This is a genomic window from Planococcus antarcticus DSM 14505, from assembly GCF_001687565.2.
GTDB lineage: Bacteria > Bacillota > Bacilli > Bacillales_A > Planococcaceae > Planococcus > Planococcus antarcticus.
Map to the genome: position 1 here is coordinate 1,767,555 of NZ_CP016534.2, position 25,082 is coordinate 1,792,636.

The following is a 25,082-nucleotide window of genomic DNA, read 5'->3' on the forward strand; positions in this document are numbered from 1 at the left end:
GTCATCCTCCTTACCATTTCAAAACAATGACTCCTGCAATCATCAGCAGCAGTCCGGCAATCTGTGTCCGGCCGATTTTTTGCTTGGCCATGTCGAACCAGCCCTTGCCGTCAATCAGCACGGCCGTAACGAGCTGTGCAATCAGGAAAACTCCGATTGTCAGCGTAACACCCATGCGGTGGACAGCGGTCATATTGCTATAAAGAACAACAGCCGCCAGCATTCCGCCGGAAGCATACAGCGGTGGAACTTGCGTTAAGTTCCGGTAGGACTGATCCCGCAGCAAGAGGACAATTAAGATGGCCAGCACAAAGCCTGTAAATTGCGTCATGGTAGCTGCTTGCCAAGTGCCGATACTGTCGCTGATTGTGGCGTTGGCGACACTTTGAAACGTCAGGAAAAAACCGCCCGCCAATGCGAAAAGCATGCCTTTCATTTTGTCCATCCACCTTTCTTTCGTTTTAATGTACAGGAATATAATGGGAGCTGAAAGGACATATGTCCCTTTTGATCTAGTGTAACTGAGTTGACTGAATCTGTTTGCAGAATTTACACAAACTGAAAAAAAAGCGCAATCATTTTTTATGAAACATTCAGCAGTTTGGACATGCTTATTTTCACTATAATGTAAGTATTTACTGATATCATGCACATCCCCAAAAATCGTTAGCATAGCATGTTCGTTTAAAATTTATCAGCCTTTGCAAAAATTTGTATGGTAAAATACTGACATAATATCTTGATGAAATCGAACGGTTTATCCAAAAAAATGTAGAAATCTTCATTTCATGATGATCAAGAGCGGAGTGAGTAGCCATGTTAAAAGAACAAAATAGATATTCCAGGTTAGCAGAACTAACGAAAATCATCAATACAAAGCTCGAGTTGCATGAAGTGCTGGAGCATGTCACCACAGCCATATCAGAGGAAATCGTTCAATGTGATTCGGTTGGAATCTACTTGCCAGACGGCACCGGATACTTTAAAGCAGTAGCGGGAAAACCGGAGTTCATCAATGGACAATCCATCTTTTCACAAAAAATCGACATTGAAACGGACCTGTTTGCAAAAGATGTCGTTACCGCTAAACAGACAATTTATATTCCCGATACTTCAAAGGACAATCGGCCAAACCCTAGCGCTGTGGCTTCATTCAAAATCCATTCTCTTCTTGGTCTTCCGATCATTTACGAGCAGAATCTATTTGGACTGGTTTTTCTATTTGATTGTGGAAAACCGATGAACATCACAGAGATGCAGATTCAAAGCATAGAAGCGTATGTCAATATGGCAGCAGTGGCTATCCAAAACGCCAACAACTTAAAACAAAAAGAACAGTTAATTGTTGAAAAACAATTGTTGCTTGATGCCAACCGTGAGCTTTCCAGGTGTTCAACCGTAGAGGAAAGCTTGGATACCTGCTTTTATTATTTAAGCAAAACGGTAGATTGCAAGAATGTTGCAGTCTATTTGAAAGACTCAAATGATTCGGACACTCTAAGCTTTAATGGAATGAGCAAAGAAGCAGAATGGACAGAAGACGAATGGAAAAAGGTTCTGAATGATATTCAAACAAATCAAAGCAAGAAACATATCGTCCATGAAGTAATTGTCCAGCAAACGATTAAGTTTATTCCAAGTGAGGAAAGATGCAAGCTATTGCTCATTCCATTGATTTCCAAAGGAGACGCTTTTGGTTTTATCGCCATTGCCTGCTTAATGGAGACCTTGCAGTCTGATGAGAAATCGCAGGTGCATCTGGCACAGTCTATCGTCGATGCCACAGCACTCACCTATTCCAATCTAACTTACATGGACCAACTGGAACTTCGTGTGAAAAAGCGGACAAATGAATTGGCTAATGCCAATGACAAAGTCACCAGTGTCATTGAAAGCATAACAGATGGATTTTTCGCATTAAACAAGGACTGGGAATTTATCTATGTCAATCACCACCAGCCACTTCCAGAAGGGAAAAAGGCCGAACATGTGATGGGCAAGACGATATGGTCGATTTTTTCGGAAAATTTTAATACTGTTCTCTATAAAGAACTGTCCCGTGCAATGTTCGAGCGGGTCCCGGTGCATTTTGAAATATCTTCTGTTGCTGATTCCTATTGGTATGACGTGGTTGCCTATCCATTTGACGATGGCATCTGCTGTTTGTGTAAAAACACTACAGAAAAAAAGAACTATGAAAACGAATTGAAACGTTTATCCAATTTAGAACTGATCGGACAGATGGCCGCGGGAATCAGCCACGAAATCCGGAATCCGATGACTACAGTTCGTGGTTTTCTGCAGTTGCTGACAGATAATAAAGAACTGAATCATTTTAACTCGTATTTTGAGCTCATGATTGACGAGCTGGACCGCGCCAACTCTATTATTTCGGAATTTCTGTCGATTGGCAATACGCGGACGTCAGATTTACAGATGCTGGATTTGAATGCCATTATTCATGATATTTCTCCTTTATTGAAGATTGATACGCTCAATCAAAATAAATTTATTCAGTTTGAGACTCGTGACCTTCCCGAAATGTCTTTAAACCGCGATGAAATTCGTCAATTGCTCATTAATCTGTGTCGAAATGGTCTTGAAGCGATGGAAACCGGAAAAATGCTTAGGGTCCGTACATACATCGAAGAAGAGAAGACGGTCGTACTCGAAATTCTGGATCAAGGCAAGGGAATGGATGAGGAAGTTCTGAAAAAAATTGGCACTCCTTTCTATACGACAAAAGACAACGGCACTGGCTTGGGATTGGGTGTCACATATGCCATTGCCGCTCGCCACAACGCGAAAATCGAAGTACAATCAAGTGCTGAAGGCACCGTGTTTTCCGTGAAATTCCATCTTGAAAGCTAGAAAAAGTAGAGCAAAGATAGTTTGGTGTTTAGCGGAACTCCATAACGAAAAGATGTGATTGCTTGTGCTGCAAGGTCTCTTCTTTTCCTCTGTAACAAAGAAAACTGCATAATCAACTTGGCCAAAAGAAAGGACAAAATGATTCAATGGAAATATGGGGTTTATTCGATGGAGAACGAAACTTACTCGGTAAACATCACGTTCGCGGTCAAGTAATGAGAGAAGGTGAATACCACCTCTTAGTGAAAATCTTCACCTTTAACAAGGATGGTGAGCTGTTGGTTACCTAAAGAGATGCGCTAAAGACTTGCCCTCTGTTATGGGAATGCACAGGAGGATCAGTGACCGCTGGAGAAGGCAGTTTGTCTGGAGCAATTCGTGAACTTGAAAAAGAAACAGGGCTTGTTGCCAATCGGCAGGATCTTCTTCTTATCGGCAGTTTGAAGAAAAATAATTATTTTTTAGATAGCTATACATGGAAGAGTCCAGAGCAACTCAAACTGACCGATTTAAACTTGCAGATGGATGAAGTCTATTCAGCACAATTTATCAACTTGACTGAATGGGAAAGAATGAATAATATTCAATTGGTTGTTCCGGTGTTATGGGATCGGTATAATCTTTACGGCAGTGAAGTCGGTGAATGGATAAAACTTGAAAGTTAAGATCGTTTGCTAATGTTATTCGAATAATAAATAAAATCGAAAATTGATAAATAAAATTAAAATGATTTAAAGTAGAGATGTCTAGTGATTATTCAAATTCAAAATGCTAATCCTGTTTATTTGTCTCCCAAACATATTCTTTCTGCAGCTGCCGTTGTTCTCAATGAGCGAGGTGAAATATTGCTGATTAAAGGTCCACGGAGAGGATGGGAAATGCCAGGAGGACAGGTTGAAGAAGGAGAATCTCTTAAAGAGGCTGCAATCCGAGAAGTAAAAGAAGAAGCGGGAATAGACATTGAAATCGAAAATTTTTGCGGTATGTTTCAAAATGTAGAAAAATCGATTTGCAATACGCTTTTTTTAGCGAAACCAGTCGGGGGCATAGAAACCACTTCGGCCGAAAGTCTGGAAGTAGCCTTTTATCCCATTGCAGAAGCTCTGGAAATGGTCACTTGGAAAAACTTTAAGCAAACAATCGAGTTCTGTCTAAATAGCAGTAGCCATCCGTTTTATATAGCATTTTGACAGAACACAACGAAAAAAAAGCAGGCTAAGAGCGGTTGATTCGCTCTTAGCCTGCTTTTTTTTGATTGTCTGAAATTATTCCTCGTCTTCAAGGTCGTCAATCAGCTTTTTCATCTCGGCAATTTCTTCGCGCTGGGCTTCTATAATTGAGTCCACCAACTCTCGGACGCGGGGATCAGAAATATTGGCCCGTTCACTCGTCAAGATGGCGATTGAATGGTGAGGGATCATCGCTTTCATCCACCCTGTGTCTTCAATAAGCACTTGACTGCGGACAAGCCATAATGAAAGAGCGAATACGACTGCACTTGACGCAAGAATCAGTGTGTTTATTTTTTTGTTTTTGTACATAGGCCACATGAATAGCAACATAACAAACGCCATAATAGCCCCCATGATCAATGCCATATACAGTCTTGTTTCGCTATAGAAGATATGGTCCAGTTGAAATACATTCAAGAACATCAACCAGTACATCAAAAAAGTTGAAGTTGCAATCATAATTCCGAATTTTAAATAAGCATTCATAAGTCACTCTCCTCCTTTTGTCGTTAATTAGCTGAAAAATGGTTCTTCTTTATGTATATACCATGAATTACTTAGCTTAAACTCCATAGAATCTGCATAAATTAGATTGTGAGTGCTTCGATATAATGGCCTTTACGTCCTTATATGTTTAAAGGTATTCAGTTTTTTATCGTAAGAGCTAAAAAATAAGTATTGTGAATTACTAGACTAAAGAATGATATGATTATTCTAACAATATGACATGCAAATATCTTGAGAACAAGAGGTGGAAAATGTACATTTCAGCAATCATGACTCACTTGGCGGAAGAGAAAATTCTTCCTGCTGCGAATTGGGATATCACAGCACTGAATGGCGGAACGACGAGTGAGGTTTATCGTCTTGACCAAGAAAATAGCATGATCTATATCCTCAAAATAAACAAAGAAAAGGTGACTCAAGCAGAAGCTGAATTTCTTTTGGCGTATGAGCATGTTTCTCTACTGCCAAATTTAGTAACTGTCGATCGTACATATCTGTATATGATCTATACATATATTCCTGGGTCAACCACCACATTCAACACCTGCAAAAAAGAGTTGCTTCAAACATTAGTGATCGACTTCATAAACCACTATCAAACTATTTCATCTCCTGAAGCCTGGGGCTGGCAAAATGCGTCAGTGAGCTCATGGGGGAAATTTCTATCGGAAGAAGTATTGGTGGCAACAGAAAGTCTGAGACCCTACTTGAAGAAGGAAAATATGACTATTATACCGCCTTCTTTTACTGAACTAACTAACAGCCACCTACAACAAATGCCTTATTTGCTGCACGGAGATTGTGGAGATCATAATTTTATCATCCGTGAAGAAAAGCTAGTTGGTGTCATCGATCCAACACCAATTTTCGGGTGGCCACATTACGATTTAATTTATGCTTTCTTTTCGTCTCCGCACGATGTAACGAAAGAAGCATTGGATTTCGCCATCGATAGATTAATAGTGAAAGTGCCCAATAACAAACAGTTTTACGGAGAAGTGCTCATCATTTTGTATCAACGATTGGCAATCTGCAGGAAGCACCATCCTGCTGATTGGCAGGCCTATCTTGAGATTTGGAATTACTGGAACACAATCGTCAACAGCCAGTAACTATTGTTTAGAGTGTTTATGCTTCAAGCCAAGTTCAATAACAACAAACAAGCTTAAGGCAAAGGAGTGTGCAAATTGAAAGAAAAACTAATTTTCTCTTTTTTGGTCATCCTTACAACCGGTTTAATGGGTTCTTCTTTTGTAGTTGCTAAGATCGGTTTAATTTACATATCGCCTTTGTTGTTGGCAGGCATACGTTTTACCATAGCCGGCAGCATCATGATTTTCTTTGTGCTGCTGTTTAAAAGAACGCATCCAAGGAATAGAGTCACATGGGCAAAAGTGGTCTTGATTGGTGCCATTCAAACTGCAGGCGTTATGGGCGCTATTTTCCTGAGCTTGCGAACCATTACTTCAGGGGAGTCAGCCATCCTAACTTTCATGAATCCATTGCTGGTAGTATTGATCGGCACACTTGCACTGGGCATGCGATACCGAGTGGTCCAGTGGCTGGGGGTATTCGTCGGATTTGCGGGTGTTTTTGTCACGATGGGAAGCCATTTGGATATTCAAATCGGTACTTTGCTTGGTTTTTTGAGCGCTGTTTTTTGGGCTGTAGGAACGCTGTTGATCAAAAAATGGGGAAGTGCCATTGATATATGGGTCTTAACCGCTTATCAGATGCTGTTTGGGGGCCTCATTTTACTAATTGGCTCGGTTTTCCTAGAAGCATCTTATTTTGTCTTAAACACTGCATCTATTTCAATTCTTTTATGGCTTTCTATTCCAGCTTCGATTGTTCAATTTACAATTTGGTTTTATTTGTTGCAAAAAGGAGATTCCGGCAAGGTCAGTGCTTTCCTCTTTTTAGCTCCTTTTTTCGGCATTATATCTGGATGGCTAGTATTAGGAGAAGAAATCGGCTTGCCTCTTTTAATTGGTGGAAGTTTAATCTTTGTAGGAATTTTTCTTGTCAATTGGCCGGAAGAACGTATACCCGCGAACGCTAATCTTTACAGTGACCTAAAGCAGTAAGTGCATGCACGTAAGAAAGGATGGAGTACTAGTTTGATCCAAATAACGGGAATAAAAATTACGCTTACAGAAGCAACAGCAACTGGGCTAGACGAGCTCTATTACTGGCGCTTTATAGAAAAACAACAAGAAGCGAAAAAATGGAATGGCCCCTATATTCCAGAAGCATGGCTAAGTAAAGAAGAACACCGTAAAAAGTGGCTGGAAGAAGAAGTTATAACGAGCGGTGTACCAGCATCGCTTATTGTAAAAGTTGACGAAAAAGTAATTGGTTATGTGGGAGCCTATTGGGTGGACCATCATACAAATTGGCTAGAAACCGGGGTCGTCATTTACAATACCGAATATTGGAACGGTGGCTATGGTTCTGAAGCATATTAGCTATGGATCGATTTTCTTTTCGAGTTCACTGACCTGCACCGACTAGGAATGTCGACTTGGTCGGGCAATGAGCGAATGGTGAAAGTGGCTGAACGGCTGGGTATGAAAGAAGAAGCGCGTATACGAAAAGCACGCATGGTAAAAGGGCAGTATCACGATGCGATTAAAATGGGAATATTGCGGCAAGAGTGGGCAGCACGAGGCAAGTGAAGTGGAAGTTGTTACTGGAAAAACAACATACAAAAAGAAAGAACTAGCCAATCGGCTAGTTCTTTCTTTTTGTCAGAGCGCATTTTTCATCAAACGATAAAATACGTAAGGATCGATAATAAAATTGACGTAATGGTCATAGCGGCAAGCGGCAATAAGGCACGTTCACGCAAATCTCGCAGGCTAACATTCAAGCCAAGTCCAACCATTGCAGCTGCCAGTAACCAAGTAGTCCATGTCGACACGAAGTCACGCAACGCATCAGGGAAAGGAATAACGGGACCAAAGACATAACTTCCTAAAATACTGAGTGAGATAAAACCAAGTAGGAACCATGGGAATTCAACCTTCGCAGTAGTTTTCAGATCTTTGTTTTTCCGCTTCATCATGAAAATAAAGATAAAGCAAAGAGGAACAAGTAAGAAGACGCGGCCCAGTTTGCCTAATAAAGCCACAGCGAGTCCGTCTTCTCCAGCCGGAGCCCCGGCTAATGCGACATGGGCAATTTCATGAAGGCTGATGCCGACCCACATGCCGTATTCGATGTCGTCAAGCGGCAAAAATGGACGAATGATGGTATAAGAAATAGCGAATATAGTCCCCATTAATGCAATGATGCCGACGCCAATCGCAGTATCTTCGTCTTTTGCTTTGATGATTGGGGCAATCGCTGCAATCGCAGCCGCTCCACAAACCCCGGTGCCAACGCCGAGCAGCAAGGAAATAGTTTGATCGGCTTTAAAGCGTTTTGCTAGCCAAATAGTCATCAAAATAGCAAAAGTAATAACGCCAATATCCCGTACAAGCAACCACAGTCCATCGCTCAAGACTGTATCAATATTTAATTTTAATCCGTATAGAATAATGGCAACACGCAACAAACGTTTGGAAGAAAATGTGATGCCTGAGCGAATGGCACTGGGATAACTGAAAATTTGCCGGTAGAAAACTGCGATGATAATGGCACAGGCCAATTGGCCAATCTGATCAAAGCCAGGTACTTGTGCTAATAGATACCCAACAAAAGCGAGCAAAAATGTAAATGCTACACCGCCTAGCCAAGCAATTTCCGGTGAAGACGGAGGTAAGTTGAAACGATTCAGTTTATTTTGATAGGTAGACATGATAAAACCTCCTGCAGTAAGCATAGAAAAACTCTATACATTAGTAAAATAAATAATTAGAATGGTGATGATAAGTAATTAGATATATAAAAGCGGAGGCATAGTATGGATCAGCGATTAGAAGTATTTCTCAAGGTAATCGAAAAGAAGAATTTTTCCAGAGCAGCCGAAGCGTTGCACATGACACAACCAGCCGTTAGTCAATATATTCGGTCATTAGAAGAATCGACAGGAGTCAAGTTGATGGAACGAACCAATAAATACGTCAGGCTAAACAAAGCAGGTGAAATTGTTTTTCACCATGCTGTTGAAATTAAAGAACTTTATGCAAAAATGAATCATCTTCTTGAAGATTTGACCCATAAAGCGAGCGGGTCGATTGCGATCGGTGCTAGTTATACATTCGGCGAATACTTGTTGCCACGCATTATTGCAGAAGCAAAAGAGCAATATCCAGACATTAAACCGACCGTCACCATTGGCAACACAACAACGATTGCAGGTCTCGTACTTAGTCACCAGCTGGATGTCGGTATAGTAGAAGGTCATTTCAAAGGGGTACAGGAATTGAAGACTGAACCGTTTGCGGAAGATCGCATGGTCATCGTTGCTCCATCTGATCATTTTCTAACACATCGCAAAGAGCCAATAAAGATGGAAGAGTTGATAGAGGAAACATGGATTTTAAGAGAACTTGGCTCAGGTACGAGAGAAGCGACAGAAAATGTCTTTGAGCAATTTTCGATATCCCCACAGTCCATCATGCATTTCAGCAGTACTCAGCCAATCAAAGCCATGGTCGAGGCCGGTATGGGAATCAGCCTGCTGTCGGAATGGGCGATTCAAAAAGAGCTGCGCTATGGGGACATAAAAGTCTTGGACGTTAAAGAAATGCCTTACACACGAGACTTTTCTATCGTTACTAGGTCGCCGTTCCAGACCAAAGCTCTTTCTGCATTCCTTGATTTGCTGAGAAGTCATAAGGAGTTGACTGATTTCAAAATTCTCTAAAGAAAGTTAGTGTTTAGTAGCAAAGATAGACATTATTAAACAAACAAAAAAACAATTCTGCCACTAATTACAGAATCGCTTTCATGTTACTCGGGTTAATTTATAAAGTTGATTTGCTCCTCATTGACTAATGGATACATTGTCAATTGCGCGCTCTCTAAATCTACGTTGTTCATATTGACAGCGGAAATTTGGCTATTTTCGTAAGTCGTGTAATAATAAATACCTTTATCGACATTGCAGCAAGAATAATAAATCGTGTATTCAAATTTTCCGTCACCTGCTTCACATAAGCCTTTTGGGTATGCTACTGATTTTAACAGATGGAAAAATTGACCGATACTTTCAGTTTCAGAATCACCTGAGACCGAATTCAATTTAGCAAAAGCCGCTCTGACAAATCGGGAAGGTGAAGATAAATCCCCAGGAAGCCCAAGTCCTCCCATGCCAAGGCTATAAATAGTCAACTCTAGTTGTTTTGAAAATTTATTAGCTGGAGTGGATAGTCTACACTTAGTTGGACAGAAAATATAAGGGGGCGTAGAATAGTCCACAATACGTGAGGAGAATCTACTATGACCCAAAAGAGACGCACATTTTCTGCAGAATTTAAAAAACAGGTGGTTGCACTGCACGCAGGTGGAAAAAGCCGGGTAGATATTGTCCGAGAATATGACCTAACGGCTTCCGCACTCGATCGATGGATTGCCCAATTCAATCGAACGGGTTCATTCGAAGAGAAGGATAATCGAAGCCCGCTGGAGGCAGAATTACTTGCCTACAAGAAACGAAACAAACAGTTGGAGATGGAAGTGGATATTTTAAAGCAAGCAGCGCTGATCATGGGACGAAAATAGAGATCATTCAACAGAATCAACACCTCTATTCGGTATCAGCAATGTGTAATGTCCTGCAAATCGCTCGCAGTACTTTTTACTATGAAACGTCCGTTTCAGTAGAAAAAGAACGCCAAAAAGCTCGAGCAGAACAAGAATTAAAAGATGAAATCTGGGCAATCTTTCATGAGAATCGCCGTGTCTATGGGACGCGTAAACTGAAAGAAGAACTGAAGATCAGAAAGAATTGGATCGTCTCGAGACGTCGTATTGGACGCCTCATGGCGACACTTGGCATCCAATCGAAATACGCACTGCCTTCGTACAAGCCGATGGTTACGCCTCCTAACGAAGCAACGTATCGAAACGTATTAAACCGTGAATTCAATCCAACAGAGAAAAGTGCCGTATTGGTTAGTGACTTAACGTACGTGAAGGTTGGCGGCCGGTGGAATTATATTTGTTTCCTTCTCGATCTCTATAACCGTGAAATTGTCGGGTACAGTCTGGGTGAGCGAAAAGACGCTGCTTTAGTTCAGCGTGCCTTCGCGACGGTCAAAAGCGACCTGGGAGCCGTGAACATTTTCCATACAGACCGTGGATCTGAATTTAAAAATGCCGGTATTGATGCCTTACTAGAGACGCATCAAATTGAACGGTCGCTGAGTCAAAAAGGAAACCCTTATGACAATGCGGTGGCAGAAGCTACGTTTAAGATTCTGAAGACGGAACTGATCAACGGCATGCACTTTGAATCCCTTAATCAGCTATCACTTGAGCTATTTGATTACGTCCATTGGTACAATCATATTCGTTTACACGGCAGCTTAGGCTACACCAGCCCTGTCACTTATCGAAACGCAGCCCTTAAAAAAGTTGTTTGATTTAGTGTTGACTTACCAAGATGGGGCATTTCTCGTACTACTATTTATCGGTATTTGGAAAAGAAGTAGCTCTCAAGAATATGTGACATAAGGAAATAAGGTAGAAGAACAAAAAAAAGCCTCTAACCGAAGTTAGAGGCTTATATATTTAGGGGGTTATTACCTGGGCGGCGTATCCAGGATCTCTGGTAACTCATCGTGAGCGCGTGGGGAACCTTTCCCACCTTAATAACCCTTCGTTACTAATTTCATTTGAGTAACACAGATAAATTTAATGGGTCTTCACAAACTTCCATGAGACTCGAAAAGTATTCGACCCACCATGGTCCGCATGATTAAGAGGCGTGATGGGTTCTGTTCCTACCATTATAACATTGAGTTTCTTCTATTATATAGTCCTAAACTGCAGCGACCTGTTTTATTGTTATCACTATAGAATAAACATCTATATGTTAATCCGGCAATAAGAGCTCAAAATTATCCAACTATACATTGACTAAAAAATAAATTATTTTTTATTCCTGACCAAAGAAGAGGACAGAAAAAAGAAAAGTTGATTGGTTTGTAGTCGACTACAAATAGTTATATAATAAATGTAGTTAAAGGAGGCGGTAGAACATGAGAACAAATGAAGTAGTGATTGAAAAAGTAAAGATTTGGCTCCAAGAAAATGGGAAGTCCCATCAATGGTTAGCTGAAGAACTAAACATAAGCAAAGCATTAGTTGGCCATATGCTGTCGGGTAATCGAACGATTCAACCAAAAAGAATCCCTGAGTTAGCAAAAGTACTTGGTTTGTCGGTGAACGAACTGATGGAAGACAGCTCTCTTAACTCAAAACGGTTGGTTGTCCAGTTGAGAGGAACAACGTCCAACCGACGCTCCAAGCAAGAAGTGGAAGAGTTGCTATTCGCAATTGAAGATTATCTTGGGTTGAAGCGTGGGCAAAAAAATGGATCGTAAAAAACAGGCAGAAGCGATTGCAGAGGCGTTTGCAGCTGATTTTTTAGAAGAAACCACTGCTAATGCGATATTTATTGGTTCACATATCGAACGAATACTCGCTAGTAAAGCAAAAGTGATTTACCAATATGTAGAAGATCCTACTTATTACGGGGCAGCCGTCAGTCACGAATCGGGAGCTCAATTTATCGCGCTCAATACGTTTCATCCGTTGCGGGTGCGGTATTTTACGGCAGCGCATGAGCTTTGGCATTTGTCTGAAGCTAGCCAGTTACAGGACGAAGATTTTGATCACGAACGCGCAGCTGATCGCTTTGCCGCAGCAATCATGTTGCCGAAGGCAATAATGAAGGATTTATGGCTTCAGTTCAAGAAGTTATATGAGCCGAAAGAAGCCATTATTCTCATTGCAGATTTTTCGGAAGTTCCTTATGAAGCCGTGGTTCGTCGGTTGAAAGAATTAGGAATTTCCCTTATTGGAGTTTCCTTTACTGAAGAGGAATGGAAGAACGAACGAGTAAAGTTGGACTTGTCTGAGAGCACGTTAGATTTTCCGCAACCGTTTGAACGTTTTACCGCCTATGAGCACGTTGTCGAAGATGCTCTTGAAAAAGGAGTCGTTGATTCTTTGGCCGCATCCCATAAACTAAAGAAGTACAACAGCCAGTTGGCGAAAAAATTGCAGGAACAAGAAATGAAGCGTGTCGCAGAGGAAGAACAGCATGAAACGTAAAGGCAAAGTGTTTATTGACGCCAATATGATCATTCATGCTGGAAGTTTTCAGAAGACGGATGTGTTCCAATGGTTGAATCAGTAATACGAAGAGATCTATGTTCATATAGAAGTTCTAAAGGAGCTTCAGGTAGCATCGGTACGGAAAAAGGCAGACGAATTCATAGCGAGTGGGCAATGGATTTTGTTTGATCCGCAAGCAGAAACACTCGTCCCGACAGAAGAATTGTATGATTTGTATGTGATCTATCTTAGGGAAATGCGCGAGGCATTTTATCAGCTCGATGTAAAAAAAGAGGCTGAAGGACGCCGATTGAAAAACACAAACGACCTTGGCGAAATTCACAGCTTAGCAGCCGCAATGCTCCTGAGTGCAGGAATCATTTGTAGCAATGACTTGGATATTCGTGAGGTCATTGAAGATGCCCCTATTTACATCACCGTTGAAGAGGACGAAGAAAGTGTGTTGATGGAACAAGATACACTGGAAGATTTTTGTTACTTTGTGATTTCACATGAAATTGCCGAACGAAGTATGGTGCGAAAATTCTTCAAAGCCATTCAACCGCAGAAGATTGGGAAATTCGATAGACGAATAACCTGATTCGCAGGGAGCAACCTGTTCACACACGAGTGGTTTCTGTTCGTAAACGTGGAGTGCAGCAAAAGAACGTTCGTAAAGTGTGTTGCCACCTTTACGAACGTTCTTTCTATAGGTTTTACTCTGTTTTTAAAGCGTTCGTAAAAGTGTACTTTTACGAACGCTTTACTGGAAACAAGAATATGATATAGAAGGAAGTTATTTTGTTTGTAAGAGACAGAGCGTTAGAGTTGCGAATCATTTTGTAAGAGGAGGCGACTCCAGCTTCCAGAAGGCTTTTAGTAGTCCCTAATACGCAAACTTGTTACATTCTGAATTCACCAAAAAACTAAGCTGAAGCAATTTTTACTATAGCATCGCGACGAGCTGAGAACGTCTATTTTTTACACTCACCTCTACTAAAATTATTCGACTTCAAACTTCTAAAATTAAACTGCCATTGTCCTACTGAATATCGGACAATGGCAGTTTAGATGGTTTCTTGTAAATGGTCTACTTTACGGTAACTAATTCAACAGGACCGTGGTCGTCACAGTGCCCGTCATGGACATGGTGCAGACGGCCATTCACTAAATAATCCACGTGGTCACCATGTGGAACCATTTCATGTCCGCAATCGCTGTCGTGCTTGCAACCACAATTCATAGGTACACAAACATCCGGGTTCATCTCGGTAATAGAAATTTTGCATTCATCCCAATGTCCTTCATGCTCATGATGAAGATGTCCGTTATGCACATAGTCGATGTGATCCTCATGCTTTATCTTTGTGTGGCCGCATGACAGATTATGCTGGTGGGAATGATGCTCATGGACATTGTGTTGGGTACTCATAAAAAAACCTCCTTTGTATTTTTTTGTTGTTGATAATATTATTTCCTTTTCAAAGATTTACGAAACATATTTCTGATATATGTGCTTTTGGCATAGTTTAAGACCACTTTATCGCCTGTAAATTGTAAATGCGAGTTAAAAGGAGCAGACTCCTCAGAAATTTTCGGGAGGGCATGTTCAAAATCAGTCCTTTCCGGGGACTAATCCAAAACCGTCCGTGCAACGTCTGGCGGAATCACCGCTTTCTACCAGGTATCGGACCTCTGCTAAATGGCGTAATCGGATAATCTATATATGAACAAGTGTACTTTTAAAAACAAAAATTTAATTGTTATTCGAATGAAAGCAATAAATGACGAGTCACTTCTGAAATTTTTGACGGCAATAGGCTGAAGAAAAAATAGGAACTGATCAATTGAAATCCCAGAGAATGCTAGTGCTAAGTCTCTTTAAATCGTAATGATTACTTTTAACAACCTTTGCGTTATAGTAATGGAACAACAATGAAAGGGTGATAAATGATGAAAAAGGTAGAAATAATTATTTTATCCGGCTTTTTAGGGTCCGGGAAAACGACTTTTCTACAAAAAATTCTAGCAAAAGAGCAACAAGCTGAAAGAAAAGTTGCGGTAATTATGAATGAAGTGGGAAAAGTCTCGATTGATTCAGATTCTGTTCCTAAAGAAACACCCTTAAAAGAATTGCTTAACGGCTGTGTCTGCTGCACACTTTCCGGGGAGTTTGAAATACAAATAGCTGAACTCTTGCGCGAATACGATTTAGATGTCATTTATATCGAAACCACTGGAGTGGCCCACCCAATCGAAGTATTGGATACTTGTTTATCTCCTCTTTTAGCTGAGAAACTAAAGATTCGTTCCATTATCACTCTTGTAGATGCTGTTAGCTGGATCAATCGAAAAAAATTAAGGATACCTCTTCAGCGACTTATCATAGAACAAGTAAAACATGCTGATATTATTTTATTGAATAAAGTGGATTGTGTATCTAAGCATACACAGAATTGTATAGAAGAAGAAGTACGCAGTATTAATCCTTCTGGAAAAATTGTTCCAACCGTTTTCGCAGAAGTCAATGTCAATGAACTAATTACTTCCGAGAAACTAGAAAACGGCGAACATGAAAAAGTGCATGTCACCCAACATCTTCATATAAAAACCTATGTCCATACCTTTTTACATCCTATTAATCAGAAGTTATTTGAAGAATTTTTAAAAGCAATGCCAGATACGATCTATCGTATTAAAGGATATATTCGCTTCACTGAGAGTGAAGAAACTCTTCTTTTTCAATATTCATATGGAATGCCCTTTCACACCAAAGCAGGGTTAAAGATGAAAAATACGCTTGTTTTTATCGGGGATGATATTGACCATGATATTCTCCAAAAGATATTGAATGACATAGAGAAAAAAAGTATTCTCCCAATTTGAAGATGGTTCTTCATTGTATTGGTTGTGTTTTCTGATATAAAGAGATAAAATTTAAATTGCAAATAGTAATCATTACGATTTATAGCGTTGTGATGACTGAAAAATAAAGAACGAAGTCAAAAAAGAAAACAGAATTAAACTTTTGATTAAGTAAAAGACTCATCATCACGATTTCGATTTAACTGGAGGGAACTTCTAAATGGCTACTTGGGATCTACAAACCACGGAACATCATGTTCTTATATGCAACGGTGGAAGCTGCAACCAATTTGGAGCTGAAGAATTAACACAAGCAATTCGATCTGAAATTTCTCGCCGAGAGTTGGACGGTACTATTCACACTACCCGTACTCGGTGCAATGGACGATGTCATGACAAATGTGTTGTTATCGATTATCCCAAAGGCATATGGTATAAGGACTTAAAGCCAGAGGATGCCCATCTCTTTGTTGATTCTCTTCATGCAAATGAAAATTTTTCAACGAAAATAAGCCATTCTTTTAATGGCGAGGTTTTCGAGCGCTCAACGGGTGTCGTTAAAGGTGTTGCTAAAGATAGCGAAAAAGTAAGTAAGGCATCAAAATAACTAAACGGAGATGAATGCGATGACTTTATCAAAACCGGCTAAAATTCCTGTTACTATTTTGACAGGCTATCTTGGCGCAGGGAAAACCACCCTTTTAAATCGGATACTAACGGAAAAGCACAATCAAAAGGTTGCGGTCATTGTCAATGAGTTTGGAGAAGTAGGAATAGATAATCAGCTAGTTGTTAGTGGAGACGAGGAAATTCTAGAAATGAACAATGGCTGTATCTGTTGTACTGTTCGTGGTGATTTAATTCGGATTTTGCGCACGTTAACTTTTTCCATGGAAGAAGGAAAAGTGAAATTCGATCGTGTCTTAATTGAAACTACGGGCTTAGCTGACCCAGCCCCAGTGGCCCAAACTTTCTTCATGGATGAATTGCTTTCACAAAAGTTCCAAGTAGACAGCATTATCACTGTTGTAGATAGTAAACATGTTACAAGGCATCTGGACGGAAATGATGAGGCTCAAGAGCAAATTGCTTTTGCAGATGTTCTCATTTTAAATAAAACGGATTTAGTATCAGAAGACGAATTGAATAAACTAGAGAAAAGAATTTCGAAAATGAACCCTGCTGCTAAGCGTATTCAGGCTCGAAATTGCGAAATCAATTTAAATACTATCTTGGGCATCAACACATTTGATGTGACTCGGAAGCTTGAAATTGATCCTCATTTTTTGGAAGATCATCACGATCATGAGCATGATGATAGAGTGTCTTCCGTTGCTTTTATAGAAACTAAACCCCTCGATTTAATTAAAGTAGAGCAATGGATGAGTTACTTGGTACGTGAAAAGGGAGAGGACCTCTTACGATATAAAGGGATTCTTTCTATTAGGGGTATAGACGAAAGAATCGTCTTTCAGGGTCTTCATATGTTATTTTCAGGACATCCTGGTCGCAAATGGAAAGAAAATGAATCAAGACTAAGTGAGCTTGTGTTTATTGGGAAAAATTTAGACAAAGGAGAACTGGAAAGGCAATTCAAAGATTGTATAGCAAATGACCCCGTGGCTACTACCACAAAATAAGGAGGTGCTATTTTTATGCTTGATGACTTGTATCGCCATGTTATCATGGAGCATTATCGGCGAAAAAGAAATTTCCAAGAATTACGGGGAAATAGGATTCGAAAGGTGCACTTCAAAAACCCCACGTGCGGCGATGTCATGACATTGTATTTAGATATAGAACAAGACCATGTGAATAAAGCGGCTTTTATTGGCGAGGGCTGTAGTATAAGCATGGCCTCAGCCTCTATGATGACAGAACTGATTGAAAATAAATCAATTAAAGAGATTGCATCTCTAAGAAATGCATTTGAAGTTTTAATTCGGCGGGGAGAAAAGACAACAGCAATAGACTTAGGCGATAGCTTATCGCTAGAAGGTGTGCATAAATTGAAAGCCCGACATAATTGTGCATTGATGACTTGGCAGGCACTCGATAAACTATTAAAAGAAAACCAAGACTATAACTTAAATACCTCCCAGTTAATGGATAAATAAATAAAAGCACCCTGCAGTTAGGCTGCGATGAGATGACTCTGGTATTGTATCGGAGTCATCTTTTTTTGACGCTATTGCTTGAGCATTCTGCTGGAATCATCCGCCAGTCCTTTCATTTTGGAAAGACAGGTTGTTTGTTAGTCAATGAGGGTCATCTTATTTGCGTGCGTAAATGAACATGATGCGAATTACAATACAATGGCCATTGTATAACCGCGGTTTAAAATTTGCTTGTCTTTTTTGGGAGGAAATGCTAGAGTATCTATAGCTTCCTGTAAATCGTAATGATTACGATTTAAAAGGTATCTAAATTTTTGCTATAAAGAAATGAGGAGAAATAATGAATTTGGCAAAAGTAAAAACTTCGATGGTATTAATTCTGTCTTGCATCCTTGCATTGGCTGGATGCAATAGCAATCAGAATGAATCTTCCGGTCAAAACGAAGACTCATCGGCATCAGATGATCAATTAAAGATTGTGACGACCTTTTTTCCTATGTATGAGTTCACTAGGAATATTACCCAAGATAAAGCTAATGTGGAACTTTTAGTTCCCTCAAATGTTGAACCACATGATTGGAAACCCACTCCGAAAGATATGGCGATGATCCAAGAGGCAGATGTGGTCATTTATAACAGTACCTATATGGAAACTTGGATTACTTCTATTCAAGATAGTTTAGATGAGAATCAACCCTTGTTTGTAGAAGCTAGTCAGGGTATTGACTTAATGGAAGGGGCCGCCCACGAGCATGATCACGAAGAAGTCTATGGGCATGGAGAAGAAGAAGGTCACCACGAAGAATACCATGAGTACGGAGAAGAAGGGGACCACCATGAGGAAGAAGAGGTTCACCATGAACATGGCGGTGAGCAATTAGATCCGCACGTATGGTTAAGTCCAGTGCTTGCTCAGGAAGAAGTCAAAACCATTACGGACGCGATTGTAAAGTTAGATCCAGAAAATCAACGCTATTATGAAAGTCGTAGTGAGGAATATACCCAAGAATTAAAAGAATTAGATGAACTATTTCACAAAACATTAAAAGATATTTCTGGGAAAGAAATTATAACTCAACATGCTGCTTTTGGCTATTTAGCCAGAGAATATGATTTGGTTCAAGTACCCATTGCAGGATTGTCACCTTCTCAGGAACCGAGTCCAGCGAAGCTTGCTGAATTAAAGGATTTCGCTGAAGAAAAAGAAATAAATGTGATTTATTTTGGAGAGACGACCTCCCCCAAAGTGGCCGAAACATTAGCTACTGAAATTGGGGCGGAAACGGAAGTATTGAGCACTTTAGAAGGTTTAAGCCAAGAAGATAAAGAAGCAGGTTTAGGTTATATAGACATTATGAAAAATAACTTAACGTCACTGGAAAAGTCCCTTAAAAAATAGTCTAAGCAACAGTTCTTTGCTGTTAATTGCACCGTATTAGTTGCAATAGATGTGAAAGTACAGGGCTGGTACAATGCGGCAGCAACATATAAATACCCATGCCACGGGCGAGAAAATATAAACAGCAGCTGAAATGAATGATTATGTTTGAAAAAGGCAAAGAATCAAAAAACTGATTAAGAATTTTTTATGTGTGTATCTTTTCTGGTAAGGAGAGAGAGTATGAAACTTATTTCACTGAAAAACATAGTATTTGGTTATAACCATGTCCCTATACTCAACGGGGTTTCCTTTGATATTCAAAGTGGGGAGTTCGTTGGTGTAATGGGACCGAATGGAGCCTCCAAATCGACAATTTTACGTATCCTGCTTGGGTTGTTAAAGCCGTGGGAAGGTAGTGTGACGACCAGAAAAAGAAACATTCAAGGAAAACCTCTCACCATCGGTTATGTACCGCAACAAATTTCTTCATTTAATATAGGATTTCCAAGTACCGTACAAGAACTGGTCAGATCAGGCAGATATAAAAAAGGCAAATGGTTAAAGACATTAACCAAAGACGATTTAGCGCAAATCGAAAACGCATTAAAAATGGTGGGAATGTGGGAGTTTCGTTCTCGTAAGATTGGAGATTTATCAGGAGGGCAAAAGCAGAAAATAATTATCGCCAGAGTACTTGCAAGCGATCCGGATCTTCTCGTGCTAGATGAGCCAACAACGGGAATGGATGCAGAAAGTAGAATGGAATTTTACAGATTTATGTCCCACCAAGTAAAAAAGCATAATCGAACCGTTTTAATGGTTACCCATGAACAAGACGAGGTTGAGCGTTATTTAGACAAAGTACTTCGATTAGAGAAAGGAGAGCAAGGTGAGTGGAAATGTTTGACCTTGGATTCATGCAACGAGCATTTTGGGCAGGTGGATTGATTGGTATTATGAGCCCATTGCTAGGAATTTACCTTGTTTTGAGAAGACAAGCTTTGATGGCAGATACTCTATCTCATATTTCACTTTCAGGTGTAGCCATCGGTTTTTTTATTAACCAGAATATTACACTTTCGACAATTCTGGTGGTAATCGCAGGGGCAATAGGAATCGAGTATATGAGAAGGGGATATAAAACCTATTCAGAAGTTTCAATTGCCATTATGATGGCCGCAGGATTATCGTTTGCTTTAGTTTTATTATCTTTAAGTGATGGCGGATTGACAACCAATATCGAGCAATATCTATTTGGTTCAATCGTCACCACAAGTGCCAAACAGCTTTATGTGTTAGCAGTTGTGACGTTAATAGTCCTTCTTTTTCTCTTTTTTTTCAGGAGAGCGCTGTACTTAATGACTTTTGATGAAGATACAGCTTACACAAGTGGCATTAACACGAATTTATTGTCATTATCCTTTAGCATTCTGGTTGGAATAGCTATTTCAGTTATTATACCAACAATCGGCGTGCTCTTAGTTTCTGCTTTGATGGTGCTGCCAGCAGCTTTTGCAATTAGGTTTACAAAAGGGTTCAAAGCAGTGATGATTACAGCGATTGTAATTGCTCTGTTTAGTATTTATTCCGGTTTAATCTCTTCCTATATGTTTGGTACTCCACCGGGTGCTACGATTACTTTAATTTTAGTCATTAGTTTAGTAATTGGTTCTATTATACAAAAAACAATCATTCACTTAACTAGAAGAGGGAAGAAGGAAATTCGTAGAGTTACTTATAAATAACGTTTGGTTTTAGGTATTACCATAAACAATCACTAAAAAGGCGGTTTTCTAAATGATTCTTTCCGGGTTAACAATTGCAGAAAAAATAGAAAAGAAAGAACTTACAATTAAGCCAATGGCATCAAGCCAGGTTCAACCAGCCTCCATTGATTTGCGGATTTCAAATCATTTTTTAATCATGGATGAGCATTCAACCCCTTATATTTCATTAGAGAAACCTGCTAAATATAAAGAGGTTTACCAAGATACAATCATCATACCCCCTCAAGGTTTTGTTCTTGGGACGACAATTGAGACTGTTGAATTACCCAACGACCTAACGGCTTTTGTCGAAGGAAGAAGCTCAATTGGAAGACTGGGTTTATTTATTCAGAATGCAGGTTGGGTAGACCCTGGATTTAAAGGCCATATCACCTTGGAACTTTATAACGCAAACCGTATACCCATCGAGCTAAAAGCAGGAAGACGTCTTTGTCAGCTAGTCTTTGCTAAGTTAGACCAAGAGGGCCACACCTATAAAGGGAAGTATAATTACCAACAAAAAGCAACCGAAAGCCGTATCTACCTTGATAACGATAAAGAAGAAATACATCAAAAAAAACCGAAATTTGAGCAATTCGATTAAATGTAGTCTAAGTTTGGGAACAGCTTCTTTCAAAAAGAAGCTGTTTTTAATGAATTGAGCATGTATAAAATGTAGCAAAATATGATGAAGTTGTTGAGGGTTCAACTCGTTTGAACTTCTATTTAAAAACAGGACTGATTTAAGGAGAGGTGATTTTATGGTAAGTAATCAATTGAAACTAGAAACAACCCCTTGGTATGAAGAACATTTCCAGACAGACTATATAAAAATTTATCAACACAGACACAGTGAGGCAGAAAATGAGTTGAGGAAATTATTGGAACTAATTCCTTGGGAAAAAGGGCAATCAGTTCTTGACTTATGTTGCGGTTATGGAAGACATTCACGTTACCTTGCAGAACTTGGCTGGAGAGTTACTGGAGTCGATCTATCAGCTCCATTGCTCCAAGAGGCAATCCGTTTGACTGTGAATTTACCGATTCAATATATGAGGTGTGACATGAGAAATATTCCGTTTCAAAAGGAAATGGATCTGGTGTTAAACATGTTTACAAGCTTTGGGTATTTTCCCCAGGATGCGGAAAACGAAAAAGTAATTGAGGGAATTAGCCAATCTCTAAAAGAAGGCGGCTATTTCATTATGGATTATCTTAATCCTAAATTCGTTGAAGAAAACCTCATACCTTATTCAAGAGAAGAGATTGGACCGATCGAATTAATTCAGTATAGGAAAGTTGAAAACGGACATGTGCATAAAAATATCTTTATGATTTCCGGCAGCGAAGAAAAACAGTACGAAGAAATTATTAAGCTGTATGATCTTGACAAAATGATGAAAATGTTAACATCAAAAGGGCTTTATGTCCAAAAAATTCTTGGACATTACGACGGCAGCGAATATCATTTCCAGAAATCTCCGCGAATGATTTTTATTTGTAAAAAAGGTCAATAAGACATTCATCTTTTCTATACGTGTTAATTGTCAATTCAAGTCGAACACACCAAAAAATCCGAAAGGAGCAGAACGATGAAAATAAATGATAACTGGCATTTCCAAGTTGGGGAATTTAAACTCATCGCTTTATCAGATGGGGCGTTTCCGGTATCCAAGGAATTCTTTTTTTCGAATACGCCTCAGGACATAATTGAACATATTCCTGAAGAGTTCAATGCTCCCCTAAACTTTTTGCTTATTGATACAGGAGAGAAAAAAATACTAATAGACGCAGGCTTTGGTGAGGAATATTTGCCGACTGGGGGCTACTTGCTAAGGCAGCTTCAACAGGAAGGGATCCGGCCTGAAGATATTCACACAATCATCATTACTCACGGCCATTTAGATCATATCGGGGGGCTTTCTCAAAATGGAAAACCCGTCTTTTCCAATGCTGAACATCTGATTACAGCTGAAGAGTGGAATTACTGGTCAAAGCATCCGGAAACTACGGAATCAATGACCTTGGCTGCACTAAAAGGCCAGATCACCTTCATTCATTCTAATTTTCACATTTGTCGGGGCATCTCAGTTAAGCATACTCCAGGCCATACAGAAGGCCATCTGACGGTTTCTATTGAGTCGCAAGGCACACGCTTGTTGGTCGCTTCCGATATTCTCAACGACCCAGTCACTCTTTCACATCCTGCCTCTCATATTGCTGCCGAACTGGATCCTGGCAAGGGCATGGAGACACGCCAGGCTTTTTTGCAAGAAGCCCATGAGCAATCAGCACAAGTTTTTGCATGTCATTATCCGTTTCCAGGACTGGGTAAAGTGAAGAAAGTCGAAGGGCAATGGACATGGGTGCCCCTGGATAACTAAAAGAGGCGGTTCAGCAGAGAAGCACCGATGTGAATGCGAATCCTCTGCACCAAAGCTAGTGGAAGGAGTGAAAAAAGTGAAATTCCCCAGCAAAGCTGAACGGCTGGTTTTATTTGGATCCAAACCACCTGGTCCCAGAAATAATTTGGTGTTGAGCCAAAAAAGGAGCAGACAAATTTGTCTGCTCCTTAAAACTGACTTTATTAATTTAATAAATATATTACGCTCTTTTTTCATCTAATCGCCGACGAAGCACTAGAGCCGAACTAGCAAATATAACGAAAGCTATTGTTGAACCAGCAGTAATTACCTTCAACACATTTCCAAATGGAGGATTGAATAACAGAGCAACCGAGATGATCAAAACGGCACCAGTTAATCCCATCCCTAAAATTAAGAATACCAAAATTTTATTCATCAATTCACCTCTTTTTATTTTATCCTTATACTACCATAGAAATGATTTAAAATATTTTTAAAAAAGTATTGATCGGAAATATGTCTGCTGAACAAAATCAGTTCTCGAAGAAGAAAGCTAGCTTTCTGAAAATAATCTAGTTTACATATCATGAGTCATCGGAAGCAATTCATATAAGAATGGAGAGAAGAGAGGTTGATTAATGTCTTTCTTTGGTCTTCTGTCAAGAAAGTGGACACAGAAAAACTGTACTTTTTCTTCAAAAACCCTATCGCGCTCCGCTTGATCGGACAGCCATGAGAAGCGGTTCAAAAGCGAACCACTTCTCATGGCTGTCAAACTGTCACGAAACCAATCGTTCTGATATCAGGGATGCGTATTTTTTTCATAGTTTTCGGGTGACAAATAACCGAGTGTGGAGTGCCGTCTACGCAAATTATAGAAGTCATCGATGTAATGGCCGATTGCCTTTCGAGCGTCTTCCCGTGTTCGGAACCGGTGGCGGTAAATTAGCTCTTTCTTAATGGTGGCGTGAAACGATTCGATGCAGGCGTTATCGTACGGATCTCCCTTGCGGCTCATGCTGATTTGGAATTCGGCTTTTTTCAAGCACTTAATGTACTCATCGGAACAGTATTGAGAGCCGCGGTCAGAGTGATGGATTGGCTCACCAGTGGGATTTCGCAAGAGCAGCGCCTCTTGCAGCGCCCCAAGTGGCAGTTCGGTCTTCATCGTGACATCCAGACTCCACCCGATAATCTTGCGCGAGAATAGATCCATTACACTCGCCAGATACAACCATCCCTCTAGCGTCCAGATATACGTGATATCGTATACCCAGACCGTATTGGGCTTGTCGACATTAAAACGGCGCTCGAGAAGATTTGGGTAAACGAATTGGTGATGGTTGGAATCCGTCGTTGTCACGAATTGTTTTACTGGCAATGCACAGAGTCCTAGCTCTTTCATGTAACGACCCTGTGTTAGGCTGGTTGTCGTACGAAACTCTCTTGTTATACTTTAATTATTAGATGAAGGTTGTGCGACATGACGAGTGAAAATAGAACGCGTTATACGAAAGAACAGAAGGACGCTATCCTGAAACGGATGATGCCCCCTCAAAACGAATCCGTTAAAAGCATCACGGAAGATCTCGAGATTTCCAAACAAACACTTTATAAATGGCGAAAACAAGCACGCAGTGCCGGATAAGCGACACCGGGAAATGACCAAGCATCCGAACGCTGGAACAGTGAAGATAAGTTTCTGGTGGTGCTGGAAACCTACGCGATGACGCGGAATACTGCCG

Annotated in this window: 27 protein-coding genes and 3 pseudogenes; 23 read left to right on the forward strand and 7 right to left on the reverse strand. The window is 40.1% G+C overall.

Annotation, left to right across the window (positions count from 1 at the left end):
* Positions 1 to 10 precede the first annotated feature (10 nt).
* Positions 11 to 436 carry a DMT family transporter gene (locus tag BBH88_RS08800; RefSeq protein ID WP_006830708.1) on the reverse strand — a complete coding sequence of 142 codons (426 nt, stop codon included), beginning with the start codon at positions 434 to 436 and terminating at the stop codon, positions 11 to 13.
* A gap of 380 nt (positions 437 to 816) precedes the next feature.
* Here BBH88_RS08800 and BBH88_RS08805 point away from each other — a divergent pair, with 380 nt between their 5' ends.
* From BBH88_RS08805 to BBH88_RS08815, 3 genes are all read left to right on the forward strand, one after another.
* On the forward strand, positions 817 to 2,871 hold the full coding sequence (locus tag BBH88_RS08805; RefSeq protein WP_006830707.1) for an ATP-binding protein: 2,055 nt from the start codon (positions 817 to 819) through the stop codon (positions 2,869 to 2,871).
* A 314-nt stretch (positions 2,872 to 3,185) separates the two neighbouring features.
* Entirely contained in the window at positions 3,186 to 3,536 is a 351-nt protein-coding gene (locus BBH88_RS08810) for an NUDIX hydrolase (protein WP_269147318.1), read from the forward strand.
* An 84-nt stretch (positions 3,537 to 3,620) separates the two neighbouring features.
* On the forward strand, positions 3,621 to 4,061 hold the full coding sequence (locus tag BBH88_RS08815; RefSeq protein ID WP_006830706.1) for an NUDIX hydrolase: 441 nt from the start codon (positions 3,621 to 3,623) through the stop codon (positions 4,059 to 4,061).
* 75 nt (positions 4,062 to 4,136) lie between these two features.
* On the opposite strand, the gene BBH88_RS08820 is transcribed toward BBH88_RS08815, so the two are convergent.
* The gene (locus BBH88_RS08820; RefSeq protein ID WP_006830705.1) at positions 4,137 to 4,589 is read right to left on the reverse strand and encodes a DUF305 domain-containing protein; all 453 of its coding nucleotides are present in this window, start codon (positions 4,587 to 4,589) and stop codon (positions 4,137 to 4,139) included.
* A 272-nt stretch (positions 4,590 to 4,861) separates the two neighbouring features.
* Here BBH88_RS08820 and BBH88_RS08825 point away from each other — a divergent pair, with 272 nt between their 5' ends.
* From BBH88_RS08825 to BBH88_RS08835, 3 genes and pseudogenes are all read left to right on the forward strand, one after another.
* The gene (locus tag BBH88_RS08825; RefSeq protein WP_006830704.1) at positions 4,862 to 5,722 is read left to right on the forward strand and encodes an aminoglycoside phosphotransferase family protein; all 861 of its coding nucleotides are present in this window, start codon (positions 4,862 to 4,864) and stop codon (positions 5,720 to 5,722) included.
* A gap of 75 nt (positions 5,723 to 5,797) precedes the next feature.
* Positions 5,798 to 6,697, forward strand: a complete 900-nt coding sequence (locus tag BBH88_RS08830; protein WP_065536932.1) for a DMT family transporter — start codon at positions 5,798 to 5,800, stop codon at positions 6,695 to 6,697.
* Positions 6,698 to 6,730: 33 nt separating this feature from the next.
* Positions 6,731 to 7,288 (forward strand): annotated as a pseudogene (locus BBH88_RS08835) (GNAT family N-acetyltransferase).
* An 89-nt stretch (positions 7,289 to 7,377) separates the two neighbouring features.
* Here BBH88_RS08835 and BBH88_RS08840 read toward each other — a convergent pair.
* Positions 7,378 to 8,412: a YeiH family protein gene (locus BBH88_RS08840; RefSeq protein WP_006830701.1), complete on the reverse strand. Its 1,035-nt coding sequence runs from the start codon at positions 8,410 to 8,412 to the stop codon at positions 7,378 to 7,380.
* A 105-nt stretch (positions 8,413 to 8,517) separates the two neighbouring features.
* Between BBH88_RS08840 and BBH88_RS08845 the strand changes: the two genes are divergently transcribed.
* A complete protein-coding gene (locus BBH88_RS08845; protein WP_006830700.1) occupies positions 8,518 to 9,423 on the forward strand; it encodes a LysR family transcriptional regulator in 906 nt (301 codons plus the stop codon).
* 95 nt (positions 9,424 to 9,518) lie between these two features.
* Here the strand turns inward: BBH88_RS08845 and BBH88_RS08850 are convergent.
* Positions 9,519 to 9,923: pseudogene (locus BBH88_RS08850) on the reverse strand (linear amide C-N hydrolase); the annotation flags it as partial.
* A 75-nt stretch (positions 9,924 to 9,998) separates the two neighbouring features.
* On the opposite strand from BBH88_RS08850, the gene BBH88_RS08860 reads away from it, so the two are divergent.
* From BBH88_RS08860 to BBH88_RS08875, 5 genes and pseudogenes are all read left to right on the forward strand, one after another.
* Positions 9,999 to 11,143, forward strand: a protein-coding gene (locus tag BBH88_RS08860; protein WP_154669139.1) for an IS3 family transposase whose coding sequence is annotated in 2 segments (ribosomal slippage) — positions 9,999 to 10,245 and positions 10,245 to 11,143 — 1,146 coding nt in all. Because the reading frame shifts where the segments join, the coding sequence is not laid out codon by codon here.
* An 18-nt stretch (positions 11,144 to 11,161) separates the two neighbouring features.
* A pseudogene (locus tag BBH88_RS20020) lies at positions 11,162 to 11,212 on the forward strand (helix-turn-helix domain-containing protein); the annotation flags it as partial.
* Between the two features lie 549 nt (positions 11,213 to 11,761).
* Positions 11,762 to 12,106, forward strand: a complete 345-nt coding sequence (locus tag BBH88_RS08865) for a helix-turn-helix domain-containing protein (RefSeq protein ID WP_006830695.1) — start codon at positions 11,762 to 11,764, stop codon at positions 12,104 to 12,106.
* Positions 12,096 to 12,839, forward strand: coding sequence for an ImmA/IrrE family metallo-endopeptidase (locus BBH88_RS08870; protein WP_065536931.1), 744 nt, complete (start codon positions 12,096 to 12,098; stop codon positions 12,837 to 12,839). The genes BBH88_RS08865 and BBH88_RS08870 overlap by 11 nt, the downstream gene beginning before the upstream one ends.
* A 184-nt stretch (positions 12,840 to 13,023) precedes the next feature.
* Positions 13,024 to 13,443 carry a hypothetical protein gene (locus BBH88_RS08875; RefSeq protein WP_065536930.1) on the forward strand — a complete coding sequence of 140 codons (420 nt, stop codon included), beginning with the start codon at positions 13,024 to 13,026 and terminating at the stop codon, positions 13,441 to 13,443.
* Between the two features lie 489 nt (positions 13,444 to 13,932).
* Here BBH88_RS08875 and BBH88_RS08880 read toward each other — a convergent pair whose 3' ends face one another.
* Positions 13,933 to 14,274, reverse strand: coding sequence for a hypothetical protein (locus BBH88_RS08880; protein ID WP_006830692.1), 342 nt, complete (start codon positions 14,272 to 14,274; stop codon positions 13,933 to 13,935).
* 521 nt (positions 14,275 to 14,795) lie between these two features.
* Between BBH88_RS08880 and BBH88_RS08885 the strand changes: the two genes are divergently transcribed.
* From BBH88_RS08885 to BBH88_RS08930, 10 genes are all read left to right on the forward strand, one after another.
* The gene (locus tag BBH88_RS08885) at positions 14,796 to 15,728 is read left to right on the forward strand and encodes a CobW family GTP-binding protein (RefSeq protein ID WP_006830691.1); all 933 of its coding nucleotides are present in this window, start codon (positions 14,796 to 14,798) and stop codon (positions 15,726 to 15,728) included.
* A gap of 199 nt (positions 15,729 to 15,927) precedes the next feature.
* Positions 15,928 to 16,314, forward strand: a complete 387-nt coding sequence (locus BBH88_RS08890) for a (2Fe-2S) ferredoxin domain-containing protein (protein ID WP_065536929.1) — start codon at positions 15,928 to 15,930, stop codon at positions 16,312 to 16,314.
* Positions 16,315 to 16,333: 19 nt separating this feature from the next.
* Positions 16,334 to 17,347 carry a CobW family GTP-binding protein gene (locus BBH88_RS08895; RefSeq protein WP_083387766.1) on the forward strand — a complete coding sequence of 338 codons (1,014 nt, stop codon included), beginning with the start codon at positions 16,334 to 16,336 and terminating at the stop codon, positions 17,345 to 17,347.
* Between the two features lie 15 nt (positions 17,348 to 17,362).
* Positions 17,363 to 17,824, forward strand: coding sequence for a Fe-S cluster assembly sulfur transfer protein SufU (gene sufU, locus BBH88_RS08900; RefSeq protein WP_006830688.1), 462 nt, complete (start codon positions 17,363 to 17,365; stop codon positions 17,822 to 17,824).
* A gap of 346 nt (positions 17,825 to 18,170) precedes the next feature.
* On the forward strand, positions 18,171 to 19,223 hold the full coding sequence (locus tag BBH88_RS08905; protein ID WP_065537382.1) for a metal ABC transporter solute-binding protein, Zn/Mn family: 1,053 nt from the start codon (positions 18,171 to 18,173) through the stop codon (positions 19,221 to 19,223).
* A 222-nt stretch (positions 19,224 to 19,445) separates the two neighbouring features.
* Positions 19,446 to 20,153 carry a metal ABC transporter ATP-binding protein gene (locus BBH88_RS08910; RefSeq protein WP_006830686.1) on the forward strand — a complete coding sequence of 236 codons (708 nt, stop codon included), beginning with the start codon at positions 19,446 to 19,448 and terminating at the stop codon, positions 20,151 to 20,153.
* On the forward strand, positions 20,099 to 20,950 hold the full coding sequence (locus BBH88_RS08915; protein ID WP_006830685.1) for a metal ABC transporter permease: 852 nt from the start codon (positions 20,099 to 20,101) through the stop codon (positions 20,948 to 20,950). Before BBH88_RS08910 ends, BBH88_RS08915 begins: the two co-directional genes overlap by 55 nt.
* Before the next feature lie 52 nt (positions 20,951 to 21,002).
* Positions 21,003 to 21,575 (forward strand): dCTP deaminase, encoded by a 573-nt coding sequence (gene dcd / locus BBH88_RS08920; RefSeq protein WP_006830684.1) that lies wholly within the window; start codon positions 21,003 to 21,005, stop codon positions 21,573 to 21,575.
* Positions 21,576 to 21,732: 157 nt separating this feature from the next.
* A complete protein-coding gene (locus BBH88_RS08925) occupies positions 21,733 to 22,488 on the forward strand; it encodes a class I SAM-dependent methyltransferase (RefSeq protein ID WP_006830683.1) in 756 nt (251 codons plus the stop codon).
* A 75-nt stretch (positions 22,489 to 22,563) separates the two neighbouring features.
* Positions 22,564 to 23,355: an MBL fold metallo-hydrolase gene (locus BBH88_RS08930; protein ID WP_065536927.1), complete on the forward strand. Its 792-nt coding sequence runs from the start codon at positions 22,564 to 22,566 to the stop codon at positions 23,353 to 23,355.
* A 220-nt stretch (positions 23,356 to 23,575) separates the two neighbouring features.
* Here the strand turns inward: BBH88_RS08930 and BBH88_RS08935 are convergent, their stop codons facing one another.
* Both BBH88_RS08935 and BBH88_RS08940 read right to left on the reverse strand, forming a co-directional pair.
* A complete protein-coding gene (locus tag BBH88_RS08935; RefSeq protein WP_006831727.1) occupies positions 23,576 to 23,773 on the reverse strand; it encodes a hypothetical protein in 198 nt (65 codons plus the stop codon).
* Between the two features lie 366 nt (positions 23,774 to 24,139).
* Positions 24,140 to 24,742, reverse strand: a complete 603-nt coding sequence (locus BBH88_RS08940; protein WP_065536926.1) for an IS3 family transposase — start codon at positions 24,740 to 24,742, stop codon at positions 24,140 to 24,142.
* A gap of 78 nt (positions 24,743 to 24,820) precedes the next feature.
* Here BBH88_RS08940 and BBH88_RS19495 point away from each other — a divergent pair, with 78 nt between their 5' ends.
* Entirely contained in the window at positions 24,821 to 24,985 is a 165-nt protein-coding gene (locus tag BBH88_RS19495; protein ID WP_083387767.1) for a transposase, read from the forward strand.
* Positions 24,986 to 25,082: the final 97 nt, after the last annotated feature.

Coding starts and splice junctions, on each gene's coding strand:
- BBH88_RS08870 (WP_065536931.1), top strand. CDS start 12,096: ATGGATCGTAAAAAACAGGCAGAAGCGATTGCAGAGGCGTTTGCAGCT.
- BBH88_RS08935 (WP_006831727.1), bottom strand. CDS start 23,773: ATGAATAAAATTTTGGTATTCTTAATTTTAGGGATGGGATTAACTGGT.
- BBH88_RS08940 (WP_065536926.1), bottom strand. CDS start 24,742: ATGAAAGAGCTAGGACTCTGTGCATTGCCAGTAAAACAATTCGTGACA.
- BBH88_RS08890 (WP_065536929.1), top strand. CDS start 15,928: ATGGCTACTTGGGATCTACAAACCACGGAACATCATGTTCTTATATGC.
- BBH88_RS08925 (WP_006830683.1), top strand. CDS start 21,733: ATGGTAAGTAATCAATTGAAACTAGAAACAACCCCTTGGTATGAAGAA.
- BBH88_RS08805 (WP_006830707.1), top strand. CDS start 817: ATGTTAAAAGAACAAAATAGATATTCCAGGTTAGCAGAACTAACGAAA.
- BBH88_RS08880 (WP_006830692.1), bottom strand. CDS start 14,274: ATGAGTACCCAACACAATGTCCATGAGCATCATTCCCACCAGCATAAT.
- BBH88_RS08825 (WP_006830704.1), top strand. CDS start 4,862: ATGTACATTTCAGCAATCATGACTCACTTGGCGGAAGAGAAAATTCTT.
- BBH88_RS08840 (WP_006830701.1), bottom strand. CDS start 8,412: ATGTCTACCTATCAAAATAAACTGAATCGTTTCAACTTACCTCCGTCT.
- BBH88_RS19495 (WP_083387767.1), top strand. CDS start 24,821: ATGACGAGTGAAAATAGAACGCGTTATACGAAAGAACAGAAGGACGCT.
- BBH88_RS08865 (WP_006830695.1), top strand. CDS start 11,762: ATGAGAACAAATGAAGTAGTGATTGAAAAAGTAAAGATTTGGCTCCAA.
- BBH88_RS08800 (WP_006830708.1), bottom strand. CDS start 436: ATGAAAGGCATGCTTTTCGCATTGGCGGGCGGTTTTTTCCTGACGTTT.
- sufU (WP_006830688.1), top strand. CDS start 17,363: ATGCTTGATGACTTGTATCGCCATGTTATCATGGAGCATTATCGGCGA.
- BBH88_RS08820 (WP_006830705.1), bottom strand. CDS start 4,589: ATGAATGCTTATTTAAAATTCGGAATTATGATTGCAACTTCAACTTTT.
- BBH88_RS08845 (WP_006830700.1), top strand. CDS start 8,518: ATGGATCAGCGATTAGAAGTATTTCTCAAGGTAATCGAAAAGAAGAAT.
- BBH88_RS08895 (WP_083387766.1), top strand. CDS start 16,334: ATGACTTTATCAAAACCGGCTAAAATTCCTGTTACTATTTTGACAGGC.
- dcd (WP_006830684.1), top strand. CDS start 21,003: ATGATTCTTTCCGGGTTAACAATTGCAGAAAAAATAGAAAAGAAAGAA.
- BBH88_RS08910 (WP_006830686.1), top strand. CDS start 19,446: ATGAAACTTATTTCACTGAAAAACATAGTATTTGGTTATAACCATGTC.
- BBH88_RS08930 (WP_065536927.1), top strand. CDS start 22,564: ATGAAAATAAATGATAACTGGCATTTCCAAGTTGGGGAATTTAAACTC.
- BBH88_RS08885 (WP_006830691.1), top strand. CDS start 14,796: ATGAAAAAGGTAGAAATAATTATTTTATCCGGCTTTTTAGGGTCCGGG.